Origin of the sequence: Candidatus Avelusimicrobium faecicola, from assembly GCA_900540405.1 — a bacterium.
Classification (GTDB): Bacteria; Elusimicrobiota; Elusimicrobia; order Elusimicrobiales; family Elusimicrobiaceae; genus Avelusimicrobium; species Avelusimicrobium faecicola.
In genome coordinates, this window is sequence record UQFW01000004.1 from 19102 (window position 1) to 45981 (window position 26880).

Annotated in this window: 25 protein-coding genes and 1 tRNA gene; 19 read left to right on the plus strand and 7 right to left on the minus strand. The window is 49.8% G+C overall.

Annotation, left to right across the window (positions count from 1 at the left end; translation table 11 throughout):
• The first annotated feature begins 13 nt into the window (after positions 1–13).
• The 8 genes from ACQY18_RS00900 (at position 14) to ACQY18_RS00935 (ending at position 10629) form a co-directional block, all read left to right on the plus strand.
• Positions 14–2725 (plus strand): valine--tRNA ligase, encoded by a 2712-nt coding sequence (locus ACQY18_RS00900; RefSeq protein ID WP_428038492.1) that lies wholly within the window; start codon positions 14–16, stop codon positions 2723–2725.
• On the plus strand, positions 2725–4074 hold the full coding sequence (gene pepT / locus ACQY18_RS00905) for a peptidase T (RefSeq protein ID WP_428038493.1): 1350 nt from the start codon (positions 2725–2727) through the stop codon (positions 4072–4074). Before ACQY18_RS00900 ends, pepT (ACQY18_RS00905) begins: the two co-directional genes overlap by 1 nt.
• A gap of 129 nt (positions 4075–4203) precedes the next feature.
• Positions 4204–5745, plus strand: coding sequence for a tripeptide aminopeptidase PepT (pepT, locus tag ACQY18_RS00910; protein ID WP_428038494.1), 1542 nt, complete (start codon positions 4204–4206; stop codon positions 5743–5745).
• A gap of 10 nt (positions 5746–5755) precedes the next feature.
• Positions 5756–6361, plus strand: coding sequence for an RdgB/HAM1 family non-canonical purine NTP pyrophosphatase (gene rdgB / locus ACQY18_RS00915; protein WP_176777234.1), 606 nt, complete (start codon positions 5756–5758; stop codon positions 6359–6361).
• A 152-nt stretch (positions 6362–6513) separates the two neighbouring features.
• A complete protein-coding gene (locus tag ACQY18_RS00920) occupies positions 6514–6891 on the plus strand; it encodes a MerR family transcriptional regulator (protein ID WP_176777233.1) in 378 nt (125 codons plus the stop codon).
• Between the two features lie 13 nt (positions 6892–6904).
• Positions 6905–7444: a flavodoxin family protein gene (locus tag ACQY18_RS00925; RefSeq protein ID WP_428038495.1), complete on the plus strand. Its 540-nt coding sequence runs from the start codon at positions 6905–6907 to the stop codon at positions 7442–7444.
• A 34-nt stretch (positions 7445–7478) separates the two neighbouring features.
• Positions 7479–9236 (plus strand): 1-deoxy-D-xylulose-5-phosphate synthase, encoded by a 1758-nt coding sequence (locus ACQY18_RS00930; RefSeq protein ID WP_428038496.1) that lies wholly within the window; start codon positions 7479–7481, stop codon positions 9234–9236.
• A gap of 55 nt (positions 9237–9291) precedes the next feature.
• Positions 9292–10629 (plus strand): ATP-dependent DNA helicase, encoded by a 1338-nt coding sequence (locus ACQY18_RS00935; RefSeq protein ID WP_428038497.1) that lies wholly within the window; start codon positions 9292–9294, stop codon positions 10627–10629.
• On the opposite strand, the gene ACQY18_RS00940 is transcribed toward ACQY18_RS00935, so the two are convergent.
• Both ACQY18_RS00940 and ACQY18_RS00945 read right to left on the minus strand, forming a co-directional pair.
• Positions 10626–11000, minus strand: coding sequence for a hypothetical protein (locus ACQY18_RS00940; protein ID WP_428038498.1), 375 nt, complete (start codon positions 10998–11000; stop codon positions 10626–10628). The genes ACQY18_RS00935 and ACQY18_RS00940 overlap by 4 nt on opposite strands.
• A 75-nt stretch (positions 11001–11075) precedes the next feature.
• Positions 11076–12290 carry an iron-containing alcohol dehydrogenase gene (locus ACQY18_RS00945; protein WP_176777228.1) on the minus strand — a complete coding sequence of 405 codons (1215 nt, stop codon included), beginning with the start codon at positions 12288–12290 and terminating at the stop codon, positions 11076–11078.
• A gap of 129 nt (positions 12291–12419) precedes the next feature.
• Here ACQY18_RS00945 and ACQY18_RS00950 point away from each other — a divergent pair, with 129 nt between their 5' ends.
• The gene (locus tag ACQY18_RS00950) at positions 12420–12686 is read left to right on the plus strand and encodes a hypothetical protein (RefSeq protein ID WP_428038499.1); all 267 of its coding nucleotides are present in this window, start codon (positions 12420–12422) and stop codon (positions 12684–12686) included.
• Between the two features lie 78 nt (positions 12687–12764).
• Positions 12765–12851 (plus strand) — tRNA-Ser (locus ACQY18_RS00955).
• A gap of 710 nt (positions 12852–13561) precedes the next feature.
• Here the strand turns inward: ACQY18_RS00955 and ACQY18_RS00960 are convergent.
• On the minus strand, positions 13562–14320 hold the full coding sequence (locus tag ACQY18_RS00960; protein ID WP_428038500.1) for a hypothetical protein: 759 nt from the start codon (positions 14318–14320) through the stop codon (positions 13562–13564).
• Positions 14321–14380: 60 nt separating this feature from the next.
• On the opposite strand from ACQY18_RS00960, the gene ACQY18_RS00965 reads away from it, so the two are divergent.
• The 3 genes from ACQY18_RS00965 (at position 14381) to ACQY18_RS00975 (ending at position 17726) form a co-directional block, all read left to right on the plus strand.
• Positions 14381–15586: an aminopeptidase gene (locus ACQY18_RS00965; RefSeq protein WP_176778139.1), complete on the plus strand. Its 1206-nt coding sequence runs from the start codon at positions 14381–14383 to the stop codon at positions 15584–15586.
• A 220-nt stretch (positions 15587–15806) separates the two neighbouring features.
• Positions 15807–16586: a hypothetical protein gene (locus ACQY18_RS00970; RefSeq protein ID WP_176778140.1), complete on the plus strand. Its 780-nt coding sequence runs from the start codon at positions 15807–15809 to the stop codon at positions 16584–16586.
• A 165-nt stretch (positions 16587–16751) separates the two neighbouring features.
• Complete coding sequence (locus ACQY18_RS00975) at positions 16752–17726, plus strand: hypothetical protein (RefSeq protein WP_428038501.1); 975 nt, start codon at positions 16752–16754, stop codon at positions 17724–17726.
• A 177-nt stretch (positions 17727–17903) separates the two neighbouring features.
• Here ACQY18_RS00975 and ACQY18_RS00980 read toward each other — a convergent pair whose 3' ends face one another.
• The 3 genes from ACQY18_RS00980 to ACQY18_RS00990 all read right to left on the minus strand — a co-directional run bounded on the left by ACQY18_RS00980 (position 17904) and on the right by ACQY18_RS00990 (position 20926).
• Positions 17904–18527 carry an anaerobic ribonucleoside-triphosphate reductase activating protein gene (locus ACQY18_RS00980; protein WP_176778142.1) on the minus strand — a complete coding sequence of 208 codons (624 nt, stop codon included), beginning with the start codon at positions 18525–18527 and terminating at the stop codon, positions 17904–17906.
• 26 nt (positions 18528–18553) lie between these two features.
• Positions 18554–18754 carry an anaerobic ribonucleoside-triphosphate reductase gene (gene nrdD, locus ACQY18_RS00985; RefSeq protein WP_176778143.1) on the minus strand — a complete coding sequence of 67 codons (201 nt, stop codon included), beginning with the start codon at positions 18752–18754 and terminating at the stop codon, positions 18554–18556.
• Between the two features lie 126 nt (positions 18755–18880).
• Positions 18881–20926: a ribonucleoside triphosphate reductase gene (locus tag ACQY18_RS00990; protein ID WP_428038508.1), complete on the minus strand. Its 2046-nt coding sequence runs from the start codon at positions 20924–20926 to the stop codon at positions 18881–18883.
• Positions 20927–21374: 448 nt separating this feature from the next.
• Here ACQY18_RS00990 and ACQY18_RS00995 point away from each other — a divergent pair, with 448 nt between their 5' ends.
• On the plus strand, positions 21375–21635 hold the full coding sequence (locus ACQY18_RS00995) for a hypothetical protein (RefSeq protein ID WP_428038502.1): 261 nt from the start codon (positions 21375–21377) through the stop codon (positions 21633–21635).
• Positions 21636–21695: 60 nt separating this feature from the next.
• Here ACQY18_RS00995 and ACQY18_RS01000 read toward each other — a convergent pair whose 3' ends face one another.
• The gene (locus tag ACQY18_RS01000; RefSeq protein ID WP_428038503.1) at positions 21696–22163 is read right to left on the minus strand and encodes a TspO/MBR family protein; all 468 of its coding nucleotides are present in this window, start codon (positions 22161–22163) and stop codon (positions 21696–21698) included.
• A gap of 114 nt (positions 22164–22277) precedes the next feature.
• Between ACQY18_RS01000 and ACQY18_RS01005 the strand changes: the two genes are divergently transcribed.
• From ACQY18_RS01005 to ACQY18_RS01025, 5 genes are all read left to right on the plus strand, one after another.
• Positions 22278–22652, plus strand: a complete 375-nt coding sequence (locus ACQY18_RS01005) for an acetyl-CoA carboxylase biotin carboxyl carrier protein (RefSeq protein ID WP_428038504.1) — start codon at positions 22278–22280, stop codon at positions 22650–22652.
• Between the two features lie 9 nt (positions 22653–22661).
• Complete coding sequence (accC, locus tag ACQY18_RS01010) at positions 22662–24053, plus strand: acetyl-CoA carboxylase biotin carboxylase subunit (protein ID WP_428038505.1); 1392 nt, start codon at positions 22662–22664, stop codon at positions 24051–24053.
• Complete coding sequence (gene rfaE2, locus ACQY18_RS01015; protein WP_176778148.1) at positions 24037–24501, plus strand: D-glycero-beta-D-manno-heptose 1-phosphate adenylyltransferase; 465 nt, start codon at positions 24037–24039, stop codon at positions 24499–24501. Before accC ends, rfaE2 begins: the two co-directional genes overlap by 17 nt.
• Positions 24502–24555: 54 nt before the next feature.
• Positions 24556–25746, plus strand: a complete 1191-nt coding sequence (locus ACQY18_RS01020) for an aminotransferase class I/II-fold pyridoxal phosphate-dependent enzyme (protein WP_428038506.1) — start codon at positions 24556–24558, stop codon at positions 25744–25746.
• 51 nt (positions 25747–25797) lie between these two features.
• The coding region (locus ACQY18_RS01025) for an N-acetyltransferase family protein (protein ID WP_428038507.1) at positions 25798–26880 on the plus strand (1083 nt) is incomplete at its 3' end.

Sequence of the window (26880 nt, forward strand, 5' to 3'; positions counted from 1 at the left end):
CGAAGGAAAAACTATGTTGCCTAAAGCTTATGAGCCGCAAGAAGTAGAAAAAAAACTTGCCGATAAATGGCAAAATGCCAAATTGTTCGCCGCCAAGGCGGATAAAACCAAAAAACCGTTTGTTATTGTAATTCCGCCGCCCAATATCACGGGCGCTTTACACATGGGGCACGCCTCTACCAATACCTTACAAGATGTTTTAATCCGTGCCCACCGTATGTTTGGGGAAGATGCCTACTGGGTGCCGGGTACGGACCACGGCGGTATTGCCACCCAAAACGTCATTGAAAAGAAACTTTCCAAAGAAGAACATAAATCCCGCCACGACCTCGGCCGCGAAGCCTTTGTGCAAACCGTTTGGCAATGGTATAACGAATGTGGCAACGCTATTTTTAACCAATTCCGCAAAATGGGTTGGGCGTTGGACCTTTCCGATATCCGCTTTACCATGGATGAAAAGCGCGCCAAAGCCGTTTACGAATGTTTCCGCCAATGGTGGGAAAAGAAATACATTTACCGCGGTAAACGCTTAATCAACTGGTGCGTGCGGTGTTCTACGGCGCTTTCCGATATTGAAGTGGAACACGAGCAACACGCCGGTAAATTGTGGTATTTGCGCTATAAAGGGGAAGACGGCTCCGACGGTGTAGTTATTGCCACCACCCGCCCGGAAACCATTTATGCCGATGCCGCTATTGCCGTAAACCCGAAGGACGAGCGCTACAAAAATTTAGTGGGCAAAAAAGTAATTATTCCGTTGGCTAACCGCGCCATTCCCGTAATTGCAGACGAAGCCGTGGAAATGGAATTTGGTACCGGCGCCCTTAAAATTACCCCGGCGCACGACGCTACCGACTACGAAGTCGGCCAACGCCACAACCTGCCTATTATGACGGTGATTAACGATAAAGGCAAAATGGTCAACTGCCCGGAAAAATACTTGGGCATGGACCGCGAACTCTGCCGCAAAGAAACCGTGAAAGATTTGGATGCCGCCGGCTTGTTGGTAAAAGAAGAAAAATACAATAATGCGGTTTCCACCTGCTACCGTTGCCACAACCCCATTGAGCCGTTTATGAGCGAACAATGGTTTGTAAAAATGGATAAATTGGCCCAGCCCGCTATTGAAGCGGCGGAATCCGGCGCTTTGCAATTCCACCCGGCCAACTGGAAAAATCCGTTTTTGAACTGGCTGAAAAACATTCAAGATTGGTGCATTTCCCGCCAAATTTGGTGGGGGCACCGTATCCCGGTGTGGTATTGCCGCCAGTGCAGTGCAAACGGCTTAACTTTTGCCACGGATAAACAAGGCCACGAACAACTGACGAAAGTGTCCTTTGAAGACGGCGCCCAACCGATTGTATCGTTCGGCAAGCCGGAAAAATGCCCCCATTGCGGCGGGCATGATTTGGTGCAAGACCCGGATGTGTTGGATACCTGGTTTTCTTCCGCGTTGTGGCCCATGTCTGTTTTCGGCTGGCCGGAAAAAACGCCCGAAATGGAACATTTCTATCCTACCAGCGTGATGGTGACCGGGTACGAAATTTTGTACCTGTGGGTGGCGCGTATGGTAATGACCGGGCTGGAATTTACCGGCAAATTGCCGTTCAAAGATGTTTACCTTAACGGCATTATCCGCGATAAAAGCGGCAAAAAAATGTCCAAATCGTTGGGCAACGTCATTGACCCCTTGGATATGACCGCCAAATACGGTACGGATGCGGTGCGGTTCTCCCTACTCATGCAGGCCGTGCCCAGTAAAGATATTCCGTATTCCGAAGACAGCATTACGGGCGCGCGGAACTTCTGCAATAAAATTTACAATGCTTCCCGCTTTATCTTAATGAATATGGAAGGCATTAAGGGGCCGCTGGCTATGCCCGAAAAAGTGACGGAACTGGCCGACCAATGGATTTTGGACCGCTATGCTAATGCCATTAAAACGGCGCGCGAGGGCATTGAACATTATAACTTAGCCCAAACCGCCAACACCTTGTACCACTTTTTGTGGGGCGATTTTTGCGATTGGTATATTGAACTGGCCAAACAGCGCTTCCAAACGCAGGAAAAAGAACACGTTATGGCGCTGTGCGTAAACATTTTGTACGGCACCTTAAAAGCGCTTCATCCGTTAATCCCGTTTATTACGGAAGAAATTGCCGCTTCGTTGCGCCCGTATGTAAACGAAACGGAAGAATTTTTGCTCAACCAGGCGTATCCGCAGTTTAACGCCGCGTGGGTAAACGAAGACGCCGTGCGTAAAATGAACGTGTTGCAGGGTGTCACGCGGGCCATCCGCACCATCCGCTCCCAATTCAACGTGCCGCCTGCCTTAAAAATTACCACGGTGCTTTCCGGCAACACGCAGGAAGAACTGGCGGTATTAAAAGCCTATGAAGGCTACATTACTTTAATGGCTAAAATTGACAACCTGCAAATCGGCGTAAATATGCCTAAACCCAAACAAACGGCTACCGCTATGTTTGAGGGAATTGCTATTTATGTGCCGCTTACGGGGTTGATTGATTTTGATAAAGAACGCAAACGCCTGGAAAAAGATTTGGCCCTTGCTAAAGCCAATATCGCTTCCCGCCAAGCGCGTTTAGCGCAGGAAAACTTTATCAAGCACGCGCCCAAAGAGCAAGTGGAAAAAACGCGCGAAGAATTAGCCGCCGCCCAACAGGCGCTCGCCCAAGTGACGGCCTCTTTAGAGGATTTGGCCTAATGCTCCGCGCCTCTTATGTGCTGGCTGTGGTTTTATGCCTGCTGACCGCACCCGTAATGGGCGCGGCGCAGGATTGGAAGGCCCTTACCCGCTATGATAAAAATGCGGTTAAAACCCAACTGACGGACCGCTTTGTAAAGTATGCGCAAATTGATACGCAAAGTAATCCGTCGGTGGCGTATGTGCCCAGCTCCAAGGGGCAAAAAGTATTTGCCAAACACCTGGCCAAAGAATTAAAAAAATACGGGGCCCAACATGTAAAAGTGAGCGAAAATTCCCTCGTGACGGCGGATATTGCGGCCACGTCCAAAAATCCGGCTCCGGCGGTGGCTTTTTTGGCCCATTTGGATACCGCCCCGGAAATTTCCGCCCATGCGGTCAAACCGCGCGTAATTAAACATTATGACGGCAAAGACATTGTACTGGATGCCGCCCGCCAATTAACGCTAAATTCCTATACGGCCCCCAAATTAACGGCGGCCCACGGGCACGACTTAATTGTGGCGAACGGCGGGACTTCGCTGGGGGCGGACGATAAGGCGGGGATTGCCGTTATTATGACGTTGGTGCAATATTTGTACGACCACCCGGAAATTGCCCACGGCCCCATAAAAATTGTATTTACGCCGGATGAATCCACCGGGGCCGGTATGGCTAAATTAAACCCGGCGGATTTGGGCGTGCAATATGCCTATACCGTATCCGGCGGCGATACAGGCGAACTGATGACGGAAAATTTTAACGCCAAATCCTTTGTAATTACTTTTACCGGCTATCGGGCGGTGCGCCCGGGCCTGGCGCAAAATTCCGCTTTTGCGGATAACGTGTTAATGGCGTCCGATTTCCACACCTTGCTCCCCCGCTACCAACGCCCGGAAACCACCACGGATAAACGCGGTTTTATTTATGTAAACGATATTGCCACCCAAGGCGATACCACCACTGTCCGGGGCATTATCCGTGCGTTTAGTGACGAAGAAACCGCCCAGTTGGTTTCTACCGTGCAAAATGCGTTTAACACGGTTAAAAGTATGCACGCCCACGCCAAAGGGGCCACGCTGGCCTTCCGGGATGAATATAAAAATATGAAAGCCGCTCTGCCGCCCGCTATGTTGCAACTGACCAAAACGGCCATGCAGGCGGAAGAAATCACCCCGAAAGAAGTGTCTTTGCGCGGCAGTACGGACGGCGCCGTTTTGAGTGCGGCCGGTATTCCCGCGCCGGATATTTTTGCCGGAATATATAACACGCATACCGAACTGGAATATGTGGATGCGGACGTGATGGAATCCTCCCTGCGTACGCTTATCAGGCTGTTAACCTTGTGGGAAACACAAAAAGCATTATAATTCAGCCCCGCTTTCAGGCGGGGTTCTTTTTTTGATAAAAGGCCCATTTTATAATGGGCCTTTTGGCCCTTGCGTTTGTTTGTATTTTTTAATTAGAATAATAGAAACCTTTTATGTATAGGAGATGCAATGACTACCCATAGAATGCTGTGTTTGCTGACGGCTGTACTGTTTACTGCGCCTGCCGTTTTTGCGCAAAATACCAATAAGTTTATTACCCCGGCCGACGTGGCCCACCTGAAAGCCCAACAGGAAAACCTCAAGCAACACCGCGCGGCTGAAAAATACGCCACCGTACAGGATTCTTACCGTGCCGCGTTATTGGACCGTTTTTTAGGCTATACCCGCATTAACAGCCAAAGCCAGGATGACCCCACCCAGGCATTCCCCATGAATGATGATTTGCGCCGTATGGCGGCGTTGCTGTACCAGGAAATTAATTTATTTGCCAAGCCGGCCGGTTGGCAAACCTACTTGAGCGAAAACCAATATATTTATATCCATATTCCTTCTACCGTAGATAAAACAGTGCCCGTGCTGGGGCTCAGCGCGCATTATGATTCCACGCCCGATATTCCCGGCTCTAACATTAAAGCCCGCGTGATTAAAAATTACGACGGCGGCGAAGTGATTATCAATAAAGCCAAAAATTTAGTCATTAACCCGCAGACGGACCCGTATTTAGCCAAATTAAAAGGCGAAACGATTGTAGTTTCCGACGGAACCACCATGCTGTCTGCCGACGATAAAGCCGGCGTGGCCGCGGTGGTGACGGCCTTGCAAACACTGGCGGATAATCCGTCTATCAAGCACGGCCCTATCCAAGTAGTCCTTACCCCTAACGAAGATATCGGTATGGCGGGCGAAGGGTTGGATATGGATTTGTATTACCCGGAAATCCCCTTTGATTTTGATGCCGGCGTGAACGGGGAAATTATTGTAGCTAACTTTTCCGCCTATGGCGCGTTGGTGACGGTTCACGGCGTGAACGGCCACCAATCTTATGCCGCCACCAACGGCTACCGCAACGCCAGCGCCGCCGCCGCGTACATTGTGCAAAAAGCGGCTCCAAAACGCACGTTGCCCAATTACAGTACCGGTATGGACGGCTATGTGGAACCCCACCACATCAGCTATGATGCCAAAAATAACACCGTGACGGTGGACTTCCGCTACCGCTTTTTCAACCCCAAACAGGGCAAAAAATGGTTCGCCCGGTTGGATAAAGCCGTGGCCGATGCCGCCCAAAAATTTGATGTAAAAATTGATAAAAAAGTTTCCAAACAATATACCAACGTGGCAGACGGTATGCACCCCGCCGCCGCCAATTTGGCGGGCCAGGCGCTCAAAAAAGCGGGTATGGAACCGCGCTACTTAAAGGAACGCGCCGGAACCGGCCCGGCTATGTTTGCCAAACGGGATATTTGCCTGGGTGCGCCCTGCTTGCCCACGGGCCAAAACAATCCGCACAATTACAAAGAATGGTTGAGCGAAAAGGATTTGTTTATTGCCTATAAAGCCATTTTGAATTTAGTGCAAGATGTGCAGGCCGTGCCGTCTGTTCCGTCCCGCGCCCAACAAGTGCAGGAACGCGCCGCCAAAGCAAAAGCCAAACTGGTGCAGGCGTTGAAGCAAGACCCGCAAGTGCAAAAAAGTATGCAGGGCAAGTAATTAAAACAATATGAAAATTTTAATTGCTACCGGTAATCCGCATAAATTTAAGGAACTTTCCGCCATTTTGCCTAAAAAACAAAACAGCGGGGAAAAGATAGAATACGTCAGTTTGGCTGATTTTAAGGGCTTGAACCTCCCGCCGGAAACAGGCTCCACCCTGGAAGAAAACGCCGCTATTAAAGCAGTGTACGCGGCCAAACAAACGGGTCTGCCCGCCGTGGCGGACGATACCGGGTTAGAAGTGGCCCCCTTGGACGGCCGCCCCGGTGTCCATACCGCACGCTATGCCGGGGAACATGCCGATACCGACGAAAACAACCGCAAGTTATTGGCCGAGCTGGACGGGCTGTTGTTGCACCAGCGCAAGGCCACGTTCCATACGGTAGCTTGCCTGGCCCTGCCTTCCGGCCAGCACCTTACTTTTGACGGCCGGCTGGACGGCTATATCGGCTTTGGCTACCGGGGCGAAAACGGCTTTGGGTATGACCCGCTGTTTATCGTCAAGGATACCACCCAAACATTGGCAGAGCTTACCGATAAAGAAAAAAACGCAATCAGCCACCGCGCCAAAGCGTTCGGGCAACTGTCCGAAAAATTAAAAATCTTAAAGTAAACTGTAAAACAGCACACACCCCGGGCCAACCACCCGGGGTTTTTGGTGCGCAAAACCGAAAATTTCCAGGCGGTGAAATGTTTTTTTCTTTTGAGCCCCTTGACTTAAAGTCAACTCCAAGTAATATAATATTTTATGTAAGGAGGTGCTGAATGACCATTTCCGAAGTGAGCCAAAAGTACGGCCTGCCGGCCGATACGTTGCGCTATTATGAAAAAGTGGGCCTTATCCCGCCGGTAAACCGCAAGGAAAGCGGCGTGCGGGATTACACCGAAACCGATTGCGGGTGGGTGGAATTTATCAAATGTATGCGCGGGGCGGGGCTTTCTATTGAAACATTAATAGAGTATGTGTCGCTTTTCCGCCGCGGCAACCGCACGTTGCAAAAGCGCAAACAACTGCTTATTAAAGAGCGCGATGCCTTGCAACAGCGCGTGGAGCAAATGCAACAAACGCTCAACCGCTTAAACCATAAAATAGAAGTGTACGAAGAAAAAATTGTAGCTTGTGAGAAAAAACTATTGAAATAGAGGTTTTTATAATATGGCAAAAAATGTTTTAATTATTTCCGCCAGCCCCCGCCGGGGCGGCAATTCGGATTTATTGTGTGAGCAATTTTCCGCCGGGGCGCAAGCCGCCGGAAACAACGTAGAAAAAGTATTTTTGAAAGATTATCATATTGCGTATTGTTTGGGGTGCGGTGCGTGTAATACGTCCCACCTGTGCGTACAAAAAGACGATATGAAACCGCTGTTAGATAAACTGGTGGCGGCAGACGTGATTGTGCTGGCAACCCCGGTTTATTTTTACTGTATGGACGGACAGCTGAAAACTTTTATAGACCGCACTGTTCCGCGCTATACGGAAATTTCCAATAAAGATTTTTATTTTATTCTTTCCGCCGCGGATACCAACCGCCAAAATATGCAACGCACCGTGGAAGCGTTGCGCGGGTTTACGCAAGATTGTTTGGAAGGCACCCGCGAAAAAGGCATTTTGTACGGTACCGGGGCATGGCAGAAAGGGGAAGTAAAAAATCTGCCTGTTTTTAAGCAAGCGTACGAAATGGGCCAAAATTGTTAAACGCAGTAAATATATATAGGAGAAGTAATAAAGTATGACGCAAATTTTAGACAAAGTAAACGAGCCGCAAGATTTGAAAGGTTTATCTATGGAGGAGTTGGATGCGCTATCGGCGGAAATCCGCGCCTTGCTGATTCAAAAAATAAACGCCACGGGGGGGCATTTCGGCCCGAATTTGGGTTTTATTGAGCCGACGGTGGCCCTGCACTATGTGTTTAATACGCCGCAGGATAAGTTTGTGTTTGATGTTTCCCACCAATGTTATACGCATAAAATTTTAACGGGCCGCAAACAGTATTTTACAAATCCTGCCAAATACCACGAAATTTCCGGCTATACCAACCCGCAGGAAAGCGCGCATGATACGTTTGTTATCGGCCACACGTCCACCGCGCCCAGTTTGGCGGTGGGGTTGGCCAAAGCGCGTGATTTGCAGGGCAAAACCGGCAACGTAATTGCCATTATCGGGGACGGCTCTTTAAGCGGCGGGGAAGCGTTAGAAGGGTTAGACGCGGCGGCTGAACTCAACAGTAATTTAATTATTTTAGTGAACGATAACGAAATGTGTATCGCGCCGGACCACGGCGGTTTATACAAAAACCTGGCGTTGCTCCGCCAAACCCGCGGGCAAGCGGAATGTAATTTTTTTAAGGCCCTGGGGTTAGATTATAAATATGTGGAAAACGGCAACGACGTGCGCAGTTTAATTGCCGCGTTCCAACAAGTAAAAGATGTCTCGCGCCCGACGGTGGTGCATATCCACACCTTAAAAGGCAAAGGGTGCCCGCAGGCCGAGGCCAATAAAGAGGCGTTCCATTGGGTTATGCCCGGCGTATTGGACGAAAAGAAAAACCCCGCTCCGGCGGCGGAAACGTATGCTTCGCTGACCCAGCGGCATTTGATTGAAAAACGCAAACAGGACCCGTCGGTCATAGTGATTAGCCCCGCCACCCCGGGGGCGTACGGCCTCACGCCGGACGTGCGCGCCCAGTTGGGGGCCGGCTATACGGATGTGGGCATTGCCGAGGAACACGCCGTGGCGTATGCTTCCGGCTTGGCGGCCGGCGGGGCCAAACCGGTGCTGCAAGTTTTAAGCTCTTTTGTCCAACGCACTTACGACCAACTGTCGCAAGATTTGGCGCTCAACAAAAACCCGGCCACCCTGCTTATTCATTGGGGGGGAATTAGCGCCGGGGATGCCACCCACTTGGGCATTTTTGATATTCCCTTGATAAGCAACATCCCCAATATGGTTTATTTGGCCCCCACGGGCCGCGCGGAGTATTTGGCTATGCTGGATTGGGCCATGGCACAAAAACAGTACCCGGTGGCTATCCGCGTGCCGTTTACGGACGTGGCCGAAACGGGCCTGCTGGTGGATAAAGACTACGCTGTATTGAACAAATACCAGGTGGCCGAACAAGGGCGCGAAATTGCCGTGTTGGGGTTGGGTAATTTCTTTAGTTTGGGTAAGTCCGTATGCGGGGAAATCCGCCGCACGCTGGGCATTACGCCTACGCTGATTAACCCGCGCTATATGACGGGCTTGGATAAGCCGCTACTGGAAGAATTAAAGAAAACGCACCGCTTGGTCATTACGTTGGAAGACGGCGTATTAGACGGCGGTTTTGGGGAAAAGGTGGCCGCTTTCTACGGCAACAGCACGATGAAAGTGCTGACTTACGGCGCGCACAAGGAATTTACGGACCGCGTGCCCTTGGAAGAATTGTACCGCCGTTTCCGCCTGACCAAAGAGCAAATTGCGCAAGATGTACATGACTGCTTAAAATAACGGGTTCGGGTTTGTATCGTCGGCCGCCCCCAGGTAGCGGGGCGGCCGGTTTGGTGTGAGCAAACAGAAAAGCTATAATAAAACTATGGCCGAAACTCCCATTATTTTAACGGATGAATTTAAGGATGCCCTGCGCTTGTTGGAATCCACCCCCGCTATAAAACCGCTTATTTTTATAACCGGGCGTGCCGGCACGGGTAAAACCACCCTGCTTAAATACTTTATCCAACATTCCACGCGTAATGCCGTGGTGCTGGCCACCACAGGCTTAGCGGCCATTAACGTACACGGGCAGACGGTTCATTCTTTTTTCCACTTAAAACCGGGCAATTTGTTGGATACGGAAAACTTAAAACGCCTGCCGCGCAAAACGGTGGATGCGCTGGACGTGCTGATTATTGACGAGGCCTCTATGCTCCGGGCGGATTTGTTGGACGCCATGGACCATATTTTGCGCCTTTCCACGCACACAGACTTACCGTTTGGCGGCAAGCAGGTGGTGCTGTTTGGGGATTTATACCAACTGCCCCCGGTGGAGGAAAAGCCCTCCGGCGGGTTGTTTGATTATTTCCATTCCCTGTATAAAAGCCCGTACTTTTTTGAAGCCCGCGTGTGCCGCCGCCTGCCGCTAGAAGTGTTTGAGTTAAAGCGCGTTTTCCGCCAGCAAACGGACCCGGCATTTATGCAATTATTAAACCAAATCCGCGAGGAAACCATTACCCAGCCGGAATTGGACGCCCAATTAAATGTGCGCAAAACCTTTGAACTGCCGGAGGATTTTGCGGACAGCATTATTTTGTCGCCCACCAACCGGGAGGCGGCCTACCGCAATAATATGTATTTGGCAGAGCTAGCCGGACAAGAATTTGTGTATGAGGCGCAAATTGTGGATGCGTTCAAAAGTAAAACCACGCCGGCCGAGCAAACCCTGCGGCTCAAAAAAGGCGCCAAAATAATGATGTTGGTTAATGATGACAACTGGGTAAATGGGGATATTGGCACCGTGTACGATTTAGGGCCGGACTTTATTAAAGTGGCCCTGAAAGGGGAAGTGTACACTGTGGAGCCGCACATTTGGGAAGATGTAAAGTACGAATTTAACCCCTTAACCCAAAAATTAGCGCCCAAAGTGCAGGGGTTTTTCAAGCAATATCCGCTAAAACTGGCGTGGGCCATTACCATTCATAAATCCCAAGGGCTTACCTTTGACAGTATTTATTTGGATATCGGCCGCGGGGCCTTTGCGCCGGGGCAAACGTATGTGGCACTGAGCCGTTGCCGCACCTTAAACGGGGTACACTTAAAAAAGGATATTACCGTGCGGGATGTGTATTGTGACCCGCGTGTGAAAGCCTTTTTTGAGTATGTGCGCGGCAATAAAGTGCTGGCTTAAAATAACCGGTAAATTCCGGCGGCGGTTAGCCCTGCGCCTATTATTATTGCCACATATTCCATAAAACAACTGTCCTCACACATGGCTTCTTTAGGATTGGCGGGGTTAAAAGCAATTTTCTTGATGTCGCCTAATTTCGGCCGGCCGGTTGTCCACACGTTGCTTTGCACTTGGTGTGGTATTCCGTCAACTTCATACGATACTACGGCCGAATACATCCTAGCGCCTTTATCCTGTCGGGAACGGTACGTCGTAATAATACCTTGGGTGACAATGTTTTTCTTAAAAAATCTTTTTTGCCGGATAACAGACCATAAACCAGGAATCCAAAAGGCCATTCCTGTAATTATAAAAATGAGGCTGTCTTTCATAATGCTCCTTTTTTTATTTAGTATAGCAAAAAAAGCCCCCGCCTAAGCAGGGGCTTTTTACTAAGCAAGATAAGGCTATTTGTTGTACGGCGTTAAAGATTCCGCATAAATAGCGCGTACGGCTTCTTTGGTGGCTTTGGTGGGGGCAATCGCCAGGAGTCCGTCCAAAGACGGCGTATTGAATGTCAGTTCCACCAGTTTATCCACGTCTTCGGCCTTAAATCCTTCGTCCGCCAATTTGTGCGTGGAGCCCACGGAGAACAGCCATTTTTCCACCCCTTTGGCAACGGTTTCTGCCTCGCACCCGCACCCTTTCAAGCCGGGCACAATGGGGGCCAACACGTCTGCCAACGTGGCCGGGCGGGCCGGGTAAATGTTTTTGAGTACCGCCGGCAATAACATCGCCAGCCCCAGGCCGTGGGTCAAGTTGGGGTTCACGCCGGAAAGCGGATGTTCCAGCGCGTGCGTGTAGTGCAACATCCCGTTATCAAACGCAATACCCGCAATTAACGCCGCATAGGCCAAAAAGTAGCGGGCGGTTAAATCTTTCGGGTCTTTGAGGGCCACCGGCAGGTATTCTTTAACCAGTTGCACGACGGAAATGGCCAAGTCAATCGCGTAGGGGGAAGTGAGCGTAGTGGTGGCCGCTTCTACCACATGGTTGACGGCATCAATAGACACATAGCGCGTCTGGTTTTCGGAAAGCCCCGCCATAAGGGCCGGGTCGTCAATGGAATAGAGCGGATAGAGGCAATCGTACGCGATGGCCGGTTTGAAGTTCTTTTCTTCAATGCTTACCACCGCAAAGCGGTTCGCTTCCGAGCCCGTCCCGTGCGTTAAGTTGATGGCAATAATCGGGGCGGCTTCGGCCGGAGTAAATTGGAACGTATACAAATCTTCGGCGGTTTTGCCCGGATGTTTCATCAAAATAGCCACGCTTTTGCCGGCATCAATGGCGGAACCGCCGCCGATAGCCAACATGGCTTTGGCCCCAAAATCCTGCGCCATTTTGGCGGCTTCGTTTACATGGTGCGTGTTGGGGTTCGGGGTCACTTTGTCATAATGCACATAAGTAATGCCGTGTGCGGCAAATGCTTTGGTGACGTAATCCCACGCGCCGGTTTTTTTATAGGCCCCATGCCCGGTGACGACAATAAGCTTATCTAGGCCGCGGGCTTTCAAGTCTTTGCAAATATCATCAATTTTGGCAATAGCGCCCACCCCAAAAAATACCGTGGTGCGGCTGCGTATTTCCCGTACTTCGTGAATGTTAATATCTTTTTCCCACATAATAACCCTCCTAAAATATGCAACTGCCTTCCCCATTACTATAACATTTTCCGCCGACAGAAAAAAGCCCCCTTTTTAACTATATTTTACCCCTTTGCAAATGCCTCTAATTATGCCAAAATATATAAGATGACAAACCAAAAAGAAACCGGCGTAATAGAACCGGAAGTATTGGACGAAAACGGACGCGTAATCAGCCGCCCGCAAGGGGACTCCCGCGCCCAAGACCACGCCCGCCCCAAAGGGGACAGTGGCGGATTTTTCGGCGGGCTTTTGGTGTTGGCATTCGGTTTTTTTATGACGTTATTGGTAGCTGTTTTTACTGTTTGCGTGCTACTTCCGCTGATGTTAGTAGGGCGGTTGTTCGGGTTTCAGGTGCGTGCGTTTAAGCGTTAGCGCTTTGCTTACTTAAAAATTTCTGCACACCGCCGGATAATTTGCTATAATAACTAGGTACTTAATACAATTTGCTTTGGAGAGGTGGCCGAGTGGTTTAAGGCACAGTCCTGGAAAGACTGCATACGGGAAACCGTATCGAGAGTTCGAATCTCTCCCTCTCCGAAAATTTGAAACCCCGCTTAAAGCGGGGTTTTTAATTTTCGGAGAATGGCAGCAACACCAACTGCTTGGTGTTGCGTGAGAGTGAGAAGCCCGGAGCGATGTTTTTGTTTGAGCAGGCGGAGCCGCGAAAGGCAAAAACCGCGAGGGCGGTTCCGGGCGCAATTTCCGTCAGGAAATTGACGCAGGACGAATCTCTCCCTCTCCGCCAGTTTTCTTACTAAAAAGCCCTACTTCTTTGTTGCTCACTTGCTCGAATACCTCGGCGCTACCGCGCCGCTACGCACAGTATACTTCGCAAGTTCGCGCCTAGAATTAGGGCTTTTTATTTTGAAAACTCGCTCTCTTTTGTTGGGAGCAAAACCGGGGGACACTTTTGGGCGGTATGCGGTTTCTCTCCCTCTCCGTTTTTTTCTTCCCAAAATCCGTTTATTCGTTGTTGTTCGGTCGGTCAGATACCTCCGCGCTACCGCGCGTGTATGGCAGTATTCCTCCCTCCGCTCACGCCTAGAATAAACGGATTTTTGTTTGAAAAATCCCCTGGCTTGCGGTTGATAGAGCGTTTTTGAATGATTGGCAGCAACACCAACTGCTTGGTGTTGCGTGAGAGTGAGAAGCCCGGAGCGATGTTTTTGCCGGAATATCCCGCGCCTTTATATAGCTTTTTCTTTCTTTTTAGTGCAAGTAGTCAGGTGCTTTTGGCCGGGGCCTTTCTAAAACAACCAAGGCGCAATATAAAAGGAAATCATCATGCCCAGGGAATAGCTGGTCACGTTGGCGGCTAAACCTAAATAGCCGGCCTCTTTCCAGGATAAAACTTTGCGGTTGCACAGCCAAATAAATACGGATTCAAACACAAAGCAGAATATCCACAAAAAGGCCGTTTCACTGATGTAAGCGGCTAAAAACCGCCAAGAAACAAACATGGTAATAATGTTGGAAACAGCCACGGCATACAGCACGCGGTAGGATTTATCCGTATAGGTTAAAAAGGCCCAGGCGGCGGCCAGTTCCAACACTAAAATAATAATAAAAGAAGTCCACGCGTCCCGCCGCATTAAAATACTGGACGGATTTTCCAGCGGGGCGGGCTCTACGGTAAGGGCATGGTCGTCCACATATACCTTAAACCCGCTGCGCAGGGTGTCCGGCGTTTTGAAAATGTTGCTTTCGCGTTTGGAGCCGTCTGCAAACCCAATGATTAATTTTTGGTAATGGTCGTATTCATACGCGATAGAAAAGCAGTTTTCCGGCGTACAATATAATTTTTGCAAGCCGTATGTTCCCAGGGGTTGCGCCTGGATACATTGGTTGTCTTTGCATTGGATTTGCTCGCTGGCATCCGGCAAAATGCGCGGCGTTTGGGCCGTGCGGTAAATAAACGTAAACTCCATTTCCGGCTTGGGGGAAACATCCGCCCACAGGGGGAGCGCAGTAAAAGCGAATACAATAAGCAACAAAATCTTTTTCATTTTTTATTTCCGTACCTTTTTTTGTATTATAACATTATAAGCTAAGAGGGGGAAACCAAAATGTTTTTAACCAAAACACAAACCGCAAAATATGCCGATGTTATGCTCTGGGCGTTAAAGTCCGCCCGCCACGGCACGGCTTTTAAGCCCTATGATGTTATTTTACTGCGCTACGAGCCGTTGGCCCTGCCGCTGGCCGAAGTGCTTTACGCCAAATTAACCGAGCAAAAATTTAATGTTGTCGCCCGCCAAACCAACCCGGATTCTTTTTCCCGCGCGTTTTATAATCAGGCGGATGACACGCAACTGGCATTTATTGCCCCCGGAGAAAAAGAATTGCAAGCCGGCTTAAACGGGTTAATTTCTCTGCGGGCCCCGGCGGATTTAACCAGCCTGAAAAATACGGACCCGGCCCGTATTGCCCGGGCGGCGGTGGCGCATAAACCCTTGCGGGAAATTTTGGACGCGCGCGAACAAGCCGGGCAATTTGCCTGGACTTTGTGCAATTACCCGACGGAAGAACTGGCCAAACGTGCGGGGTTAAGCGTAAAAGAATATGCCGCGCAAATTGCCCGCGCCTGCTACTTAAATGAAAAGGACCCCGTCAAAAAATGGGCGGAAGTGACGGCCCAAATGGAAGAAATCGGCCGGTGGCTTTCTGCCTTGCCGGTGGAGCGTTTCCGCGTGCAGTCTGCCAATATGGATTTTGAAGTCCTCTTGGGGCAGGAGCGCCGTTTTGTGTCCGGCGGCGGGTGCAATATTCCGTCTTTTGAAATTTTTACCTCGCCCGACTGGCGCGGCACGCGCGGCGTGTATTTTGCCGATTTATCCTCCTACCGCAGCGGAAACTATGTAAAAGGCATCCGCCTGGAATTTAAGGACGGCCGCGTGGTAAAAGCCACGGCTCAGCAAGGCCAAAACTTTGTGCGCAAAATGTTGGCTATGGACGAAGGCGCCGCCCAAATTGGGGAATTTTCTTTAACGGACAGGCGTTTTTCCAAAATTACCAAATTTATGGCGGATATTTTGTACGACGAAAACTTCGGCGGCAAGTACGGCAACTGCCATGTGGCGGTGGGGGCCAGCTATGCCGACACCTACACCGGGGACGTAAGCCGCTTGGACGAAACATTAAAGAAAAAATTGGGCTTTAATTCTTCCGCCTTGCATTGGGATTTGATTAATACGGAAGATAAAACCGTCACCGCCATTCTGAAAAACGGCCAAACCCAACTGGTGTACGAAAACGGACAATTTAAGTATTAATTCCCGTTTGTTTTAGGCCCCTGCGGGGGCCTTTTTTTATGGGAAAATTGGCTCCGCTCCGTCGGAAAACCGCTCCGGCGGCGGGCAAAAAACCAGCCCGGCAACCACCCGCCCGCTACATAAAGGACCTAGACAATTTTTAGGTCTAAAGACTCTGGTTTTGGCCGTACAAAAGATTTATTCTATAAGTAAGAAGTAAAAAACATACAGGAGAATACTCATGAAAAAAGTATTTTTATATACCCTTTTAACTGTTTTTTGTGCCGGGGCGGTAAATGCCTTCCCGGGGGATGTGGCGTTTCCTCAAGTGAACGGATTGGACGGTAAAATCCAAAAAACCAAAATGATACGCCAGCAAAACGTGGCCGCTTTGCAGAAGGACGTTTTAAGCGCCGCCGTAAGCGCTAAGAACGAAATTGCCCGCCTGCAAGAGCCTAATTTTTCCTTGGCGTTGCAATCCATTGTTAAAGTAATGGATGCTTACAACGCCTTGCGCCGGGTGTCTGCCTCGGCCGCGGCGGCAACCAGTTTTGAAATTAATGCCCCGTTCAAAGCCGGGTGGGGCGCCCAATTAAAAATGGCCGAATTTGTCTTGCGCGAAAGCGTAGTTCTGCCGGAAAGTATGCAAGGGGAATTTGATGCGTGGGCTAACCAAGTATTGCAGGACGTAGCCAGCGCGGTAAACGCGCCCGCCGCCAGAGAAACTTTGGAAAAATTATCTTCCGCCCGCCGCACCATTAACACCATGAAAACCTACAATGCGGGTTATGTGTTGCAAGCGTTGGCCCCGGTTATGGATGCGCATAACGCTTTACGCAAAGCGGACCCTGCTTTAGCGGCTTTAGTCAGCCGGGAAATCAACAAACCCATTAAGGCCGGCTTTGGCGGCAACGGCGTGGTTATTTCCCGCTTTGTGCAAATGGAAAGCGTGGTAGTAAGCGGCAACTTGCAGTATGAGTTGGATGCCTGGGGCGCCGCCATGGAACGGGATTTGAAATAAAAGATTTGTTGTCCTCCGGGGAACCGCTTGTTCAGGCAGGCGGTTCCTTTTTTATTGCCGGGGCCGGAAAGGGCCTAGAAAAATAGGACCAAAAGACCCTTGACGAAGATGGGTGTATTTTTTAGACTAATAATAAGCACTTAAACTTGTAATAAGGAGAATACCATGAATAAATTTTTAGCGCTGGCAACGGCTGTATTGGTAAGCGGTGTTGCTTTTGCGGCGGAAACTTGGCCGGATAACCAAGATAACAAAACGCAGAAAAAAGCCAACGCCCAAGATGTTGCAAATAACCCGATTCAAGCGTCCATGGCGGGCAAATCTTCTCGCGTGGCGGGCGAACGCATGGATGTCCCGGATATTGAAAACTTGAAAAAACGCGAAGAATTGGCGAAACGGAACAGAAAAAATAATCCCGCAGTGGCGCCGGTCAATGCGGGGGTAAGCGCCCGCCTGCAATCCGCGTTGGAAAAACGCAGTTCCGCGAAACGGAGTGCGGCGGACAATCTGTCCGATGGCCAGTTGACTTTTGCCCGGGCGTGGGTAGATTTTACCTCTGCCGCCAAAACGCGGGCTTATTATGATTTTAATTACAACTTCCAAATTATGGACCCTGTGCGGGAAGCCTTTATGAGCCTTTCCCAAGAAGAACAGGTAGGCGTTGCCAATATGGCCAACCAGCCGGTTGTGTTTAAGAACGGCAAAAAGACCACCTTGGAAGCGTATATCCGCATGGAATCCGTTAATTTAACGCAAAGAGAACAGGCTGTTTTTGATGCGTTCCGCGCGGCTTTAACAAAAGCGTCCGTGTCTGCGCGCAACCAGGCTGTCAACCCGGCGTTGCCTAAAGCCTATGCCCAGGCGGTAGTGTCCTTGCGCCAAACGGTAAGCCGCACGCAAGATGTAAATACCGTTTTGCAGGCTGTAATGGCCCCCATGGACGAATTTTACGCCCAGTTAGAGGCAAATCCGGCATTGGGCCCGGCTATGGCCAAAGAGTTTGTAAAACCGGTCCAAACCTCCGGCGGTGTTGTTAAACCGGCTGAGTTTATCAGTGCGCATGCGATTGAGGTGTTGAGCCAGCCTACGCAAGACAAATTGTTTGAGTTTGTGAAAGACTTGAACCGCTTGTCCCGCTAATCTGCCTTACTTTATAAAAATACCGCCCGGTGTTTCGGCTCCGGGCGGCTCTTTTTTGTTGGGTGCTATGTTGGGGTGTGAACAATAAAAAACGCGCCGCTTGGGCGCATTTTCGGCCGGGAAACCGGGTTTATAACTACTGCTCACAATAAACCCCGGGCGTGAACCCGGGGAGTTTTATATTTCGTCGTGCATTACTTTTAAGGTGGCTTTGGTTTTGGCTACCGGTAAACATTCCTGTACCCGGTAATGGGTGCCGTCCGTCAGCGCGCGGATAGCTTCAATATCGCTGTCCGTCAGTACGGTTTTATCGTAAGTGGTGCGAAATTCGTACGGTACGCCGGATTGCACGATTAACTGCATGGATTCTTTCAAAATAGCCGGGTTGAAATCCACCCCGGTAATCAGGGAGTATTTTTCCAGCGGGGCTTTTAGGTCCATGGCTACATAATCCACTAGTTTACGGGCATAGGCTTCGCGCAATACTTCCGGGCGGGTGCCGTTGGTATCTAATTTGAGGGCAAAGCCCATAGCCTTGATTTGGGCCATAAAATCCAGTAAATCCGCATGAATAGTAGGTTCGCCGCCTGTCACAACAACGCCTTCCAGCGTGCCTTGGCGGCGCGTAAGGAAGGCGAAAAGTTCTTCTTGTGGCATGGGTTCCATGTATAAATGCGGGTAGACTAATTCCGGGTTGTGGCAATAGCGGCAACGGAAGTTGCAACCTTGCGTAAAAACCACTGCCGCCGGGCGGCCGGGAAAGTCTATGAGGGTAAACTTAATAAGTCCGCCGATTTTCATAATGAAACCAAAATAGACTTACCGGCTTATTTGTCGCACCCGCAACCGACGTGCATGGTTTTGCGCAGGGCAAATTCTTCTTTTTTGCCTTTGTTCCAGTTTTGTACCGGGCGCAAATAGCCCACTACGCGGGAGTAAACTTCACATTTAGAGCCGTGTACTTCGGACAATTCTTGTTTAAGTTCGGAAATTTTGTTTTCTACTACTTTCTTTTCTTGAGCGGTCATTTGAGTCTTTCTCCTAAAATACTTCTTGTTGTCCGCACGCGGCGGCCCTACCTTTATAGGGTAGCGCTTTTGCGCGTGCGGATACAACTGCTTTTTTAGATTATGCTTAACCTAAAAAGGATATAATTATTTGCTGTAAAGCTGTTCTTCCAGCAATTTAATCTGGTGTTCCAGTTCTTGCACCCGTTCGGCTTTACATTTGGGACATTCAAAATGTTCGCCTTCAATGTAGCCGCATTTGGGGCAGACGCTGAAAGTAGGCGTAATGGAAAAATACGGTAAAGTATATTTTTCACACACCGTTTTGATGAATTTCTTCATCGCTTCCAAATCTTTAATTCTTTCCCCCGTAAAGATGTGCTGTACGGTTCCGCCCGTGTATTTGGATTGGATAGTGCTTTGCAAATCCAACATTTCAAATACGTCGTCTGTATAGTTGACGGGCAGTTGGGAGGAGTTGGTATAGAACGGCGGGTGCCCTTGTTTGTAAAGCGCTTCGTTGGCGCAGATAATTTCCGGGTAGCGTTCTTTATCCAACTTAGCCAAACGGTAGGAGGTACCTTCGGCCGGGGTGGCTTCCAAGTTATAGTTGTTGCCGGTTTCTTCCTGGAATTTTACCAGGGTTTCCCGCATAAAAGTAAGCGTTTTTTCGGCAAATTTTTTGCCTTTTTCCGTGCCGATGTCTTCCCCAATCAGGTTGAGGGAGGCTTCGTTTAAGCCCACCAGCCCGATAGTGGAAAAGTGGTTTTTCCAGTATTCGTTAAAACGCTGTTTTACGGAGCGCAAATAGAAGCTCATATACGGGTACAAATTCCCCGCCGTAAAGCGTTCAATAATTTTGCGTTTAATTTCCAAACTGGTTTTGGCTACTTCCATGCGGTCTTTCAAATTGTTGAAAAATTCGTCTTCCGTTTTGGACAAATACCCCAAACGCGGCAGGTTGATAGTCACTACCCCAATAGAACCCGTGAGGGGGGCGGAGCCGAACAGGCCGCCGCCGCGTTTGCGCAGTTCGCGGTTATCAATGCGCAAGCGGCAACACATGGAGCGCGCGTCTTCCGGGTTCATGTCGGAATTAATGAAGTTGGCAAAGTACGGAATACCGTATTTGGCCGTCATTTCCCACAGCGGGGTCAGTTTGGGGTTATCCCAATCAAAATCTTTGGTGATGTTGTACGTCGGAATCGGGAACGTAAACACGCGGCCTTTGGCATCCCCGGCCAGCATTACTTCGCAGAAAGCGCGGTTGAGCATATCCATTTCCGGCTGGAAGTCCCCATACGTTTTATCTTGCAGTTTACCGCCGATAATAACCGGTTGGTCTTTATAATAGGACGGAACGGTTAAATCCAACGTCAGGTTGGTAAACGGCGTTTGGAAACCCACGCGGGTAGGCACGTTTACGTTAAATAAAAATTCTTGCAACGCCTGTTTGACGTCTTCGTAAGAAAGTTTGTCGTAGCGGATAAACGGGGCGAGCAGAGTATCAAAGTTGCTAAACGCCTGCGCGCCGGCGCTTTCGCCCTGCAACGTATAGAAAAAGTTGACCACTTGCCCCAGCGCAGTGCGCAAGTGTTTGGCGGGTTTGCTTTCGGCTTTGCCTACAACGCCCTTAAAACCGTTGAGCAGTAAATCCTGCAAATCCCAACCCACGCAGTAGGCGCCCAAAAGGCCCAAATCGTGCAAGTGAAAATCCCCTTCCGAGTGCATCCGGCGCACTTTTTCCGGGTAGATTTTGTTTAACCAGTATACTTTGCTGATTTCGGAGGAAATATAGTTATTTAACCCCTGCAAAGAATACCCCATATTGCTGTTTTCGTTTACTTGCCAGTCAATTTTTTGCAAATATTGGTCTACTAAATCCACATTAAATTTAGACGAAATTTCACGCATGCGGGCGTGTTGGTCCCGGTACAAAATATAGGCTTTGGCGGTTTTGTGGTAGTTAGAAGTTAATAAAACGTCTTCCACAATATCCTGCACGTTTTCCACATTGGGGATAGTATCCGCATATAATTGTTGGATGATGTTAATGGCGCGAATCGTTAATTTCTTGGCGGTTTCGGCATCAAATTCTCCCGTAGCTTCCGCCGCTTTGGCAATAGCTCTGGTGATTTTTTTGGGGTCAAAAGACTGGGTGGTACCGTCTCTTTTTACAATGCTGGTAATCACTTCTGTATTTTCCATAAATAACTTTCCTAGAATAATATTGTACCGCGGTAGTAAAACGGCATGTTTGATTATTGTTGCAAAAAATATACTTTCTATGCAAATAACGGGCCGATTGGTTTTCCGGCTTGCCGGTTGATTGCAAAATCCGGCCAAACAGGTACAAGAAACATTATTGTTTATATGGAGCGTAAAGTCAAAATTTTTTTTGACTAGGTTTTTTAAGGCTTTGTTTTGGCTTAAAAAATAGTAAAAATCTGTTTACCGTTTGGTAGGTTTCCGCAAACGCAAACGGCCGGCCGAAAAACGGAATTTTGGGCCTTTCCGTCGGAAAAATGGCAGGAGGGCCGGAGGGCCTAGGCGGTTATATGGGTCTTTTTTCCGTTTTTGGGCGGGGCTTGACGGCCGCGCGCTAAACTGGTTTAATTAGAAAAAAGGAAAGGGGGTTAATATGGACTTTTACCAATGGTGTACTTTAGTGGCCGTTGTGGCCTTTGTGGTTTTGGTGGTTTTTATTGTGCGCACGATGCTCCAGCTGTACCGCACGGCGGAAAGTGTGGAGTATTTGGCGATGGTATCCGCGGAAAATGTGGAAAAAACCCGCCCCGCGTTTGATTTTGTAGAAAATGTGTCTACTTTATTAGACAGCACTTTCTATAAAACCATGAAGTTAGGGTTTGATTTGGTCAACCGCTACCGCCAGCGCAAATAAACGGCACTTTTTTTATAAAACCCCCGGGCCAAAAGCGGTCCGGGGGATATTTATTTATTATTAGGCGTTTAATAGCCAAAATCCGGCATTTAAGTAGCAGGCAAACAATAGCCACGCGCCGTAAGGCCATAACAATCGGCCCGCCCGGGGGCTCAAACGGCCAAAAGCCCGCACTAGGAAAACCAGCTCCGCTACCATAAGCCCCAGTAATAGGAGCGCTAGTCCCAGTTGGTGCTGGCCGAAAAACAGCGGAGTCCAGCACGCATTTAGCAACAGTTGTACTAAAAACAGGCCCAGCGCTTTGCCGGGTATTGGGGGGCGCAAGGCAAGCCAGGCGCTGAACCCTAACAATATATATAGGAGCCCCCACGCCAGGCCAAAGGCGTAATCCGGCGGGGTAAAAGGCGGCGGGGTGAGCGTGTGGTACCACGCCAAGCCCTCCGGCACATAGCGGGCGCCCGCCAGGCCGGGCAGTTGGCAAACGAATAGCCAAAAAAACAGCTTTAATCCTATTTTTAATGTTTTCATATAGCCACCTTATCATTTTGCCCAAACCTTTACCTGCGCAAAAAAGGATTAGTACCCCGTAAAAAAATGATAAAATAAAACAAAGAGTTTTTAATTATCAACCAGAGGAAAACCATGGATACAAAGTTGATTAAAGAAGTGACTGACTGGCTTAAAACTACCGATTTGGCCGAATTTTGCTACGAAAAAGACGGCGATTGCATAGAAGTAAAAACCGCCGAGGCCCTGCCTGAACCTGCCAAATTTACCTGTTCCCTTTCTGCCGTGTGTGCGCCGGCTATCGGCATTTATAAAACGGCCGCTAAAGGCAAAAATGTGCTTCTTAAAGAAGGCGCCAAAGTGAAAGAAGGCGAAACTTTAGGCGTGGTGGAAACGGTTTCCAAACAGCATAACATTACGGCCCCGGTGGCGGGCATCTTGCGCGTGATTGCGGCCGAAGACGGCAAGCCGGTGGAATATAACCAACCGTTATTTTTTATTGAACCCTAGGAGCGCGGAATGTCTACCAAGGTAAAAATTACTCCTTTTAAGAAAGTTCTTATTGCCAACCGCGGCGAAATTGCCCTGCGTGTCATCCGCACGCTGAAAGAAATGGGCATTCGGTCCGTGGCCGTGTATTCCGAGGCGGACCGCAGTTCTATGCATGTTCGCATGGCGGATGAAGCCGTTTGTATCGGTGCGGCGCCCTCTCCCTTGAGCTATTTGGATATAGATGCCATTGTGACCGCGGCCAAAATTACCGGGGCCGATGCCATTCACCCGGGGTATGGGTTTTTGTCTGAAAATGCCGATTTCGCCCGCGCCGTCACCAAGGCCGGTATTACGTTTATCGGGCCGACCGCAGAAGCGATTGAAATGTTGGGCGTCAAATCCACCGCGCGCGAAATTGCCTTAAAAGGCGGCGTGCCGATAACGCCCGGCTCCAACGGCGTGGTAGGCAAGAACTATCACGAAGTGGCCCGCAAAATCGGCTTTCCGATTATGATTAAAGCCGCGTTGGGCGGCGGCGGCAAAGGGATGCGCGAATGTTTGAAAGAAGAAGATTTGGATAGAATGATGAAAACCGCGCAAGGGGAAGCCAAAGCCAACTTTGGCGACGACCGGATGTATTTTGAAAAATTGGTCTTAAACCCCCGCCATATTGAAGTGCAAATGGCCGCCGATAACTACGGCAACGTGGTAGCCTTTGCGGAGCGCGATTGCAGTATGCAGCGCCGCCACCAAAAACTGGTGGAAGAATCTCCGTCCCCGTTTGTGGACGCCGCCACCCGCGCCAAATTGCAGGAAGCCGCCTGCAAACTGGCCAAAGCCGCCCATTACCGCGGGGTCGGCACGGTGGAATTTTTAATGGCGCAAAATAAAGCATTTTATTTTATGGAAGTAAACACCCGCTTGCAGGTGGAACACCCGGTCACGGAAGCCGTCTGCGGGTTTGACTTGGTTAAACTTCAAATTGAAATTGCCCAGGGCGAGCCGTTGCACGTTTCCCAAAAAGAAGCGGGCGCCGTGCGTTGCCACGCCATTGAACACCGTATTAATGCGGAAAACAGCGAAATGAACTTCACTCCCTGCCCCGGTTCCATTACGGAATGGATACCTGCCGGCGGTTTGGGCGTGCGCGTGGACAGCCATGTGTATACGGGCTACACCATTCCCAGCTATTACGACAGCCTGATTGCCAAGCTCATCGTCACCGCGCCGGACCGCGAACATTTGTTGGCCCGCTGCCGCCGTTGCTTGGGCGAGTTCCAAATCGGTGGGATTTGCACCACCATTCCGTTCCACCAAAAAATTGTGAATAACCCGGAATTTATCGCCGGGAATATGGATACGGGCTTAATTGAACGCATGATGCGTGAAGAAAAAAAAGCAGATGAAAGCAAAAAATAAAATTATGGGCCGCCGGGCCTTGAAAAAATTTGTAGAGGCCGCGCGCGCCGCCGGGCAGAAAATTGTATTTACCAACGGCTGTTTTGATATTCTGCACGCGGGGCATGTAAGCGTGTTGGAATTTTCCCGCGCGAAAGGGGACGTGCTGGTGGTGGGGGTCAATTCGGACGACTCCGTCCGCCGCTTAAAAGGCCCCACCCGGCCCGTAAACACGCAAGGGGATAGGGCGCTGGTCTTGGGCGCGTTGGAAAGCGTCAGCGCCGTATGTATTTTTGAAGAAGACACCCCGTATAATTTAATAAAACTGGTCCGCCCGGATGTATTGGTAAAGGGGGGGGATTATAAACCTTCCGAAATCGTGGGCCGAGAATTTGCAAAAAAGGTGGTCCGTTTTGCCTTATTGAAGGGCCGCTCCACCACAAATATTATAAAAAAGGTAAGTAAATAACCCGCCTGGCGGCTTTCGGGCCGCGGTGCGGTGTTGCGTCAAGAGGATAAAAACATGGCTGATATTTTTGAGAAATGCAAAAACTATAAAGACGCCAAACTGGCCATGCGTATGGGCATTTACGGCTATTTCCAGCCGATTGAGTCCGCGCAAGGGCCGGAGGTAATGTTGGGCGGCAAAAAGTACATTATGGCGGGCTCTAATAACTACTTGGGCCTGGCCGATGACCCCGAAATGAAAAAAGCCGCCGCCGAGGCCGCCCTTAAATACGGTACCGGGTGTGCCGGTTCCCGCTTTTTGAACGGCAACACCAAGGCTGCCGATGCGTTGGAAGAACGCTTGGCCAAATTCAAACGCAAAGAAGCCGGGTTGATTTTTTCTACCGGCTACCAAATGAATTTAGGGGTAGTTTCCTGCCTGATTAAAAAGGGCGACTACGCCATTGTGGATAAACTGGACCACGCCAGCATTTTGGACGGCGTGAAACTTTCCGACGGGGAAATGGTGCGCTTTAAGCACAACGAACCCGGGGATTTGGACCGCGTTTTATCTAAACTGCCGCCGGAAGCGGGCAAGCTGATTATTGTGGACGGCGTTTTTAGTATGGAAGGGGACATTTGCCCCTTGCCGGAAATTGTAAAAATTGCCAAAAAATACGGCGCCCGCATAATGGTGGACGACGCCCACGCTACGGGGATTATCGGTAAAACCGGGCGCGGTACTTGCGAATACTTCGGCCTGGAAAACGGCGAAGTGGATTTAGTGGTGGGTACCTGCTCTAAAACGTTTGCCACGGTGGGCGGTTTTGTGGTGGGGGATGCGGACATTATCCACTATATCCGCCACAATGCGCGCAGCCAGATTTTTTCCGCCGCATTGCCGCCGGCTTGTGTGGCCTCTATTACCAAAGCGCTGGAACTGATTGAAAACGACACTTCCCGCCGCGATAATTTGTTCCGCCTGACCGCTAAACTCAAAAAAGGGTTGGAAGATTTAGGCTACGATTTAGGCACCAGCACCACCCCCATTTTGCCGGTACACGTCGGCAGTAATGAAAACTGCTTCAAAATGTGGCGCTCTTTGCACGAACTGGGCATTTTCTCTAACCCGGTAATTAGCCCCGCCGTGCCTCCCGGCCATGCGCTAATGCGCTTGACCTTAATGGCCACGCATACGGACGAACACGTTGAAAAAATTATTGACGCATTCGCCCAAGCGGGCCGCGCCGTAGGCATTATTAAATAAGTTTTACACTTACAAAAACCCCGCTTAGGCGGGGTTTTGTTTAGGAGCGTTATGATTACCGTTTGCGAAGTGACGGATAAAAATTTATCCCAATTTATTAATTTTCCGTTTGATTTATACAAAAATTCGCCGTATTGGGTGGGGGAATTAAAGGCCGATACGCGGCGCTTGCTTTCCCCTAAAAACCCGTTTTGGGCGCACGCCGTAAACAAGATGTTTTTGGCCTATAAAGACGGCGTGTTGGCCGGGCGTATTATGGCATTAGTCAACCACGCGCACAATGCGTACCACCACGAAAATATCGGCTTTTTCGGCTTTTTTGATGTTATCCAAGATGCGGAAGTTTCCCACGCTTTGTTTAGCGCGGGAGAGGCGTGGCTCCGCGCGCAAGGGGTGCAGGCGGTGCGCGGCCCGGCTAATCCGTCCAGCAACCATGTGTACGGCTTGCTCGTCAATAAGTTTGATACGATGCCCGCAATCATGATGCCGTACAACTTCCCGTATTATGCGGAGCTGATAGAAAAAGAGGGCTTTACCAAAATAAAAGATGTGTTGGCGTTCCACCGCACTAAAAACGAACAGATTTCCCCGCGGTTCCTAAAAGTGTGCGAGCGTTGTATGCGTGCCAAAGGGATTACGCTGCGGCGCTTAAACCTAAAACATATTGAGCAGGAGGCGGAAATTATCCGCCGCATTTATAACAGCGCGTGGGCGGAAAACTGGGGCTTTGTGCCCATGACAAAAGAAGAAATGGCCGACGTGGTGCAAGAGTTGAAAATGGTGGTGCGCCCCGAGGGGACTTGCGTGTTGGAAGTAGATGGAGAGCCGGCCGGATTTTATATTGCCATACCCAATATGAACCATGCGCTCAAAGAGTTGAAAGGCTCTTTATGCAATCCGTGGCGCGTGTGGAAAGCCTTGCGTGCGTGGCGGAAAATTAAAGATGCGCGCCTGATTATGTTGGGCGTGGCGCCGCAATTCCGCCAACGCGGGATTGATTTGGTGCTGATAAAGCATATTATTGACCATGGGGTAGCCGTTTGGAACGAGGCGGAGCTTTCCTGGGTGTTGGAAGATAACCAGGGGATTATTAGGGGGATTGTGGAGTGTGGGTGTTGGGAGGATAAGCGTTAT

Excerpts from the sequence above, each read along its gene's own strand:
- rfaE2 (WP_176778148.1), top strand. The coding sequence starts at position 24,037 with ATGAAAGCAAAAAATAAAATTATGGGCCGCCGGGCCTTGAAAAAATTT.
- ACQY18_RS00960 (WP_428038500.1), bottom strand. The coding sequence starts at position 14,320 with ATGAAAAAGATTTTGTTGCTTATTGTATTCGCTTTTACTGCGCTCCCC.
- accC (WP_428038505.1), top strand. The coding sequence starts at position 22,662 with ATGTCTACCAAGGTAAAAATTACTCCTTTTAAGAAAGTTCTTATTGCC.
- ACQY18_RS00940 (WP_428038498.1), bottom strand. The coding sequence starts at position 11,000 with ATGAAAGACAGCCTCATTTTTATAATTACAGGAATGGCCTTTTGGATT.
- ACQY18_RS01005 (WP_428038504.1), top strand. The coding sequence starts at position 22,278 with ATGGATACAAAGTTGATTAAAGAAGTGACTGACTGGCTTAAAACTACC.
- ACQY18_RS00995 (WP_428038502.1), top strand. The coding sequence starts at position 21,375 with ATGGACTTTTACCAATGGTGTACTTTAGTGGCCGTTGTGGCCTTTGTG.
- ACQY18_RS00900 (WP_428038492.1), top strand. The coding sequence starts at position 14 with ATGTTGCCTAAAGCTTATGAGCCGCAAGAAGTAGAAAAAAAACTTGCC.
- ACQY18_RS00920 (WP_176777233.1), top strand. The coding sequence starts at position 6,514 with ATGACCATTTCCGAAGTGAGCCAAAAGTACGGCCTGCCGGCCGATACG.
- nrdD (WP_176778143.1), bottom strand. The coding sequence starts at position 18,754 with ATGACCGCTCAAGAAAAGAAAGTAGTAGAAAACAAAATTTCCGAACTT.
- ACQY18_RS00980 (WP_176778142.1), bottom strand. The coding sequence starts at position 18,527 with ATGAAAATCGGCGGACTTATTAAGTTTACCCTCATAGACTTTCCCGGC.
- ACQY18_RS01000 (WP_428038503.1), bottom strand. The coding sequence starts at position 22,163 with ATGAAAACATTAAAAATAGGATTAAAGCTGTTTTTTTGGCTATTCGTT.
- ACQY18_RS00965 (WP_176778139.1), top strand. The coding sequence starts at position 14,381 with ATGTTTTTAACCAAAACACAAACCGCAAAATATGCCGATGTTATGCTC.
- ACQY18_RS00950 (WP_428038499.1), top strand. The coding sequence starts at position 12,420 with ATGACAAACCAAAAAGAAACCGGCGTAATAGAACCGGAAGTATTGGAC.
- ACQY18_RS00970 (WP_176778140.1), top strand. The coding sequence starts at position 15,807 with ATGAAAAAAGTATTTTTATATACCCTTTTAACTGTTTTTTGTGCCGGG.
- pepT (WP_428038494.1), top strand. The coding sequence starts at position 4,204 with ATGACTACCCATAGAATGCTGTGTTTGCTGACGGCTGTACTGTTTACT.
- ACQY18_RS00945 (WP_176777228.1), bottom strand. The coding sequence starts at position 12,290 with ATGTGGGAAAAAGATATTAACATTCACGAAGTACGGGAAATACGCAGC.
- ACQY18_RS00925 (WP_428038495.1), top strand. The coding sequence starts at position 6,905 with ATGGCAAAAAATGTTTTAATTATTTCCGCCAGCCCCCGCCGGGGCGGC.
- ACQY18_RS00975 (WP_428038501.1), top strand. The coding sequence starts at position 16,752 with ATGAATAAATTTTTAGCGCTGGCAACGGCTGTATTGGTAAGCGGTGTT.
- ACQY18_RS00930 (WP_428038496.1), top strand. The coding sequence starts at position 7,479 with ATGACGCAAATTTTAGACAAAGTAAACGAGCCGCAAGATTTGAAAGGT.
- ACQY18_RS01020 (WP_428038506.1), top strand. The coding sequence starts at position 24,556 with ATGGCTGATATTTTTGAGAAATGCAAAAACTATAAAGACGCCAAACTG.
- pepT (WP_428038493.1), top strand. The coding sequence starts at position 2,725 with ATGCTCCGCGCCTCTTATGTGCTGGCTGTGGTTTTATGCCTGCTGACC.
- rdgB (WP_176777234.1), top strand. The coding sequence starts at position 5,756 with ATGAAAATTTTAATTGCTACCGGTAATCCGCATAAATTTAAGGAACTT.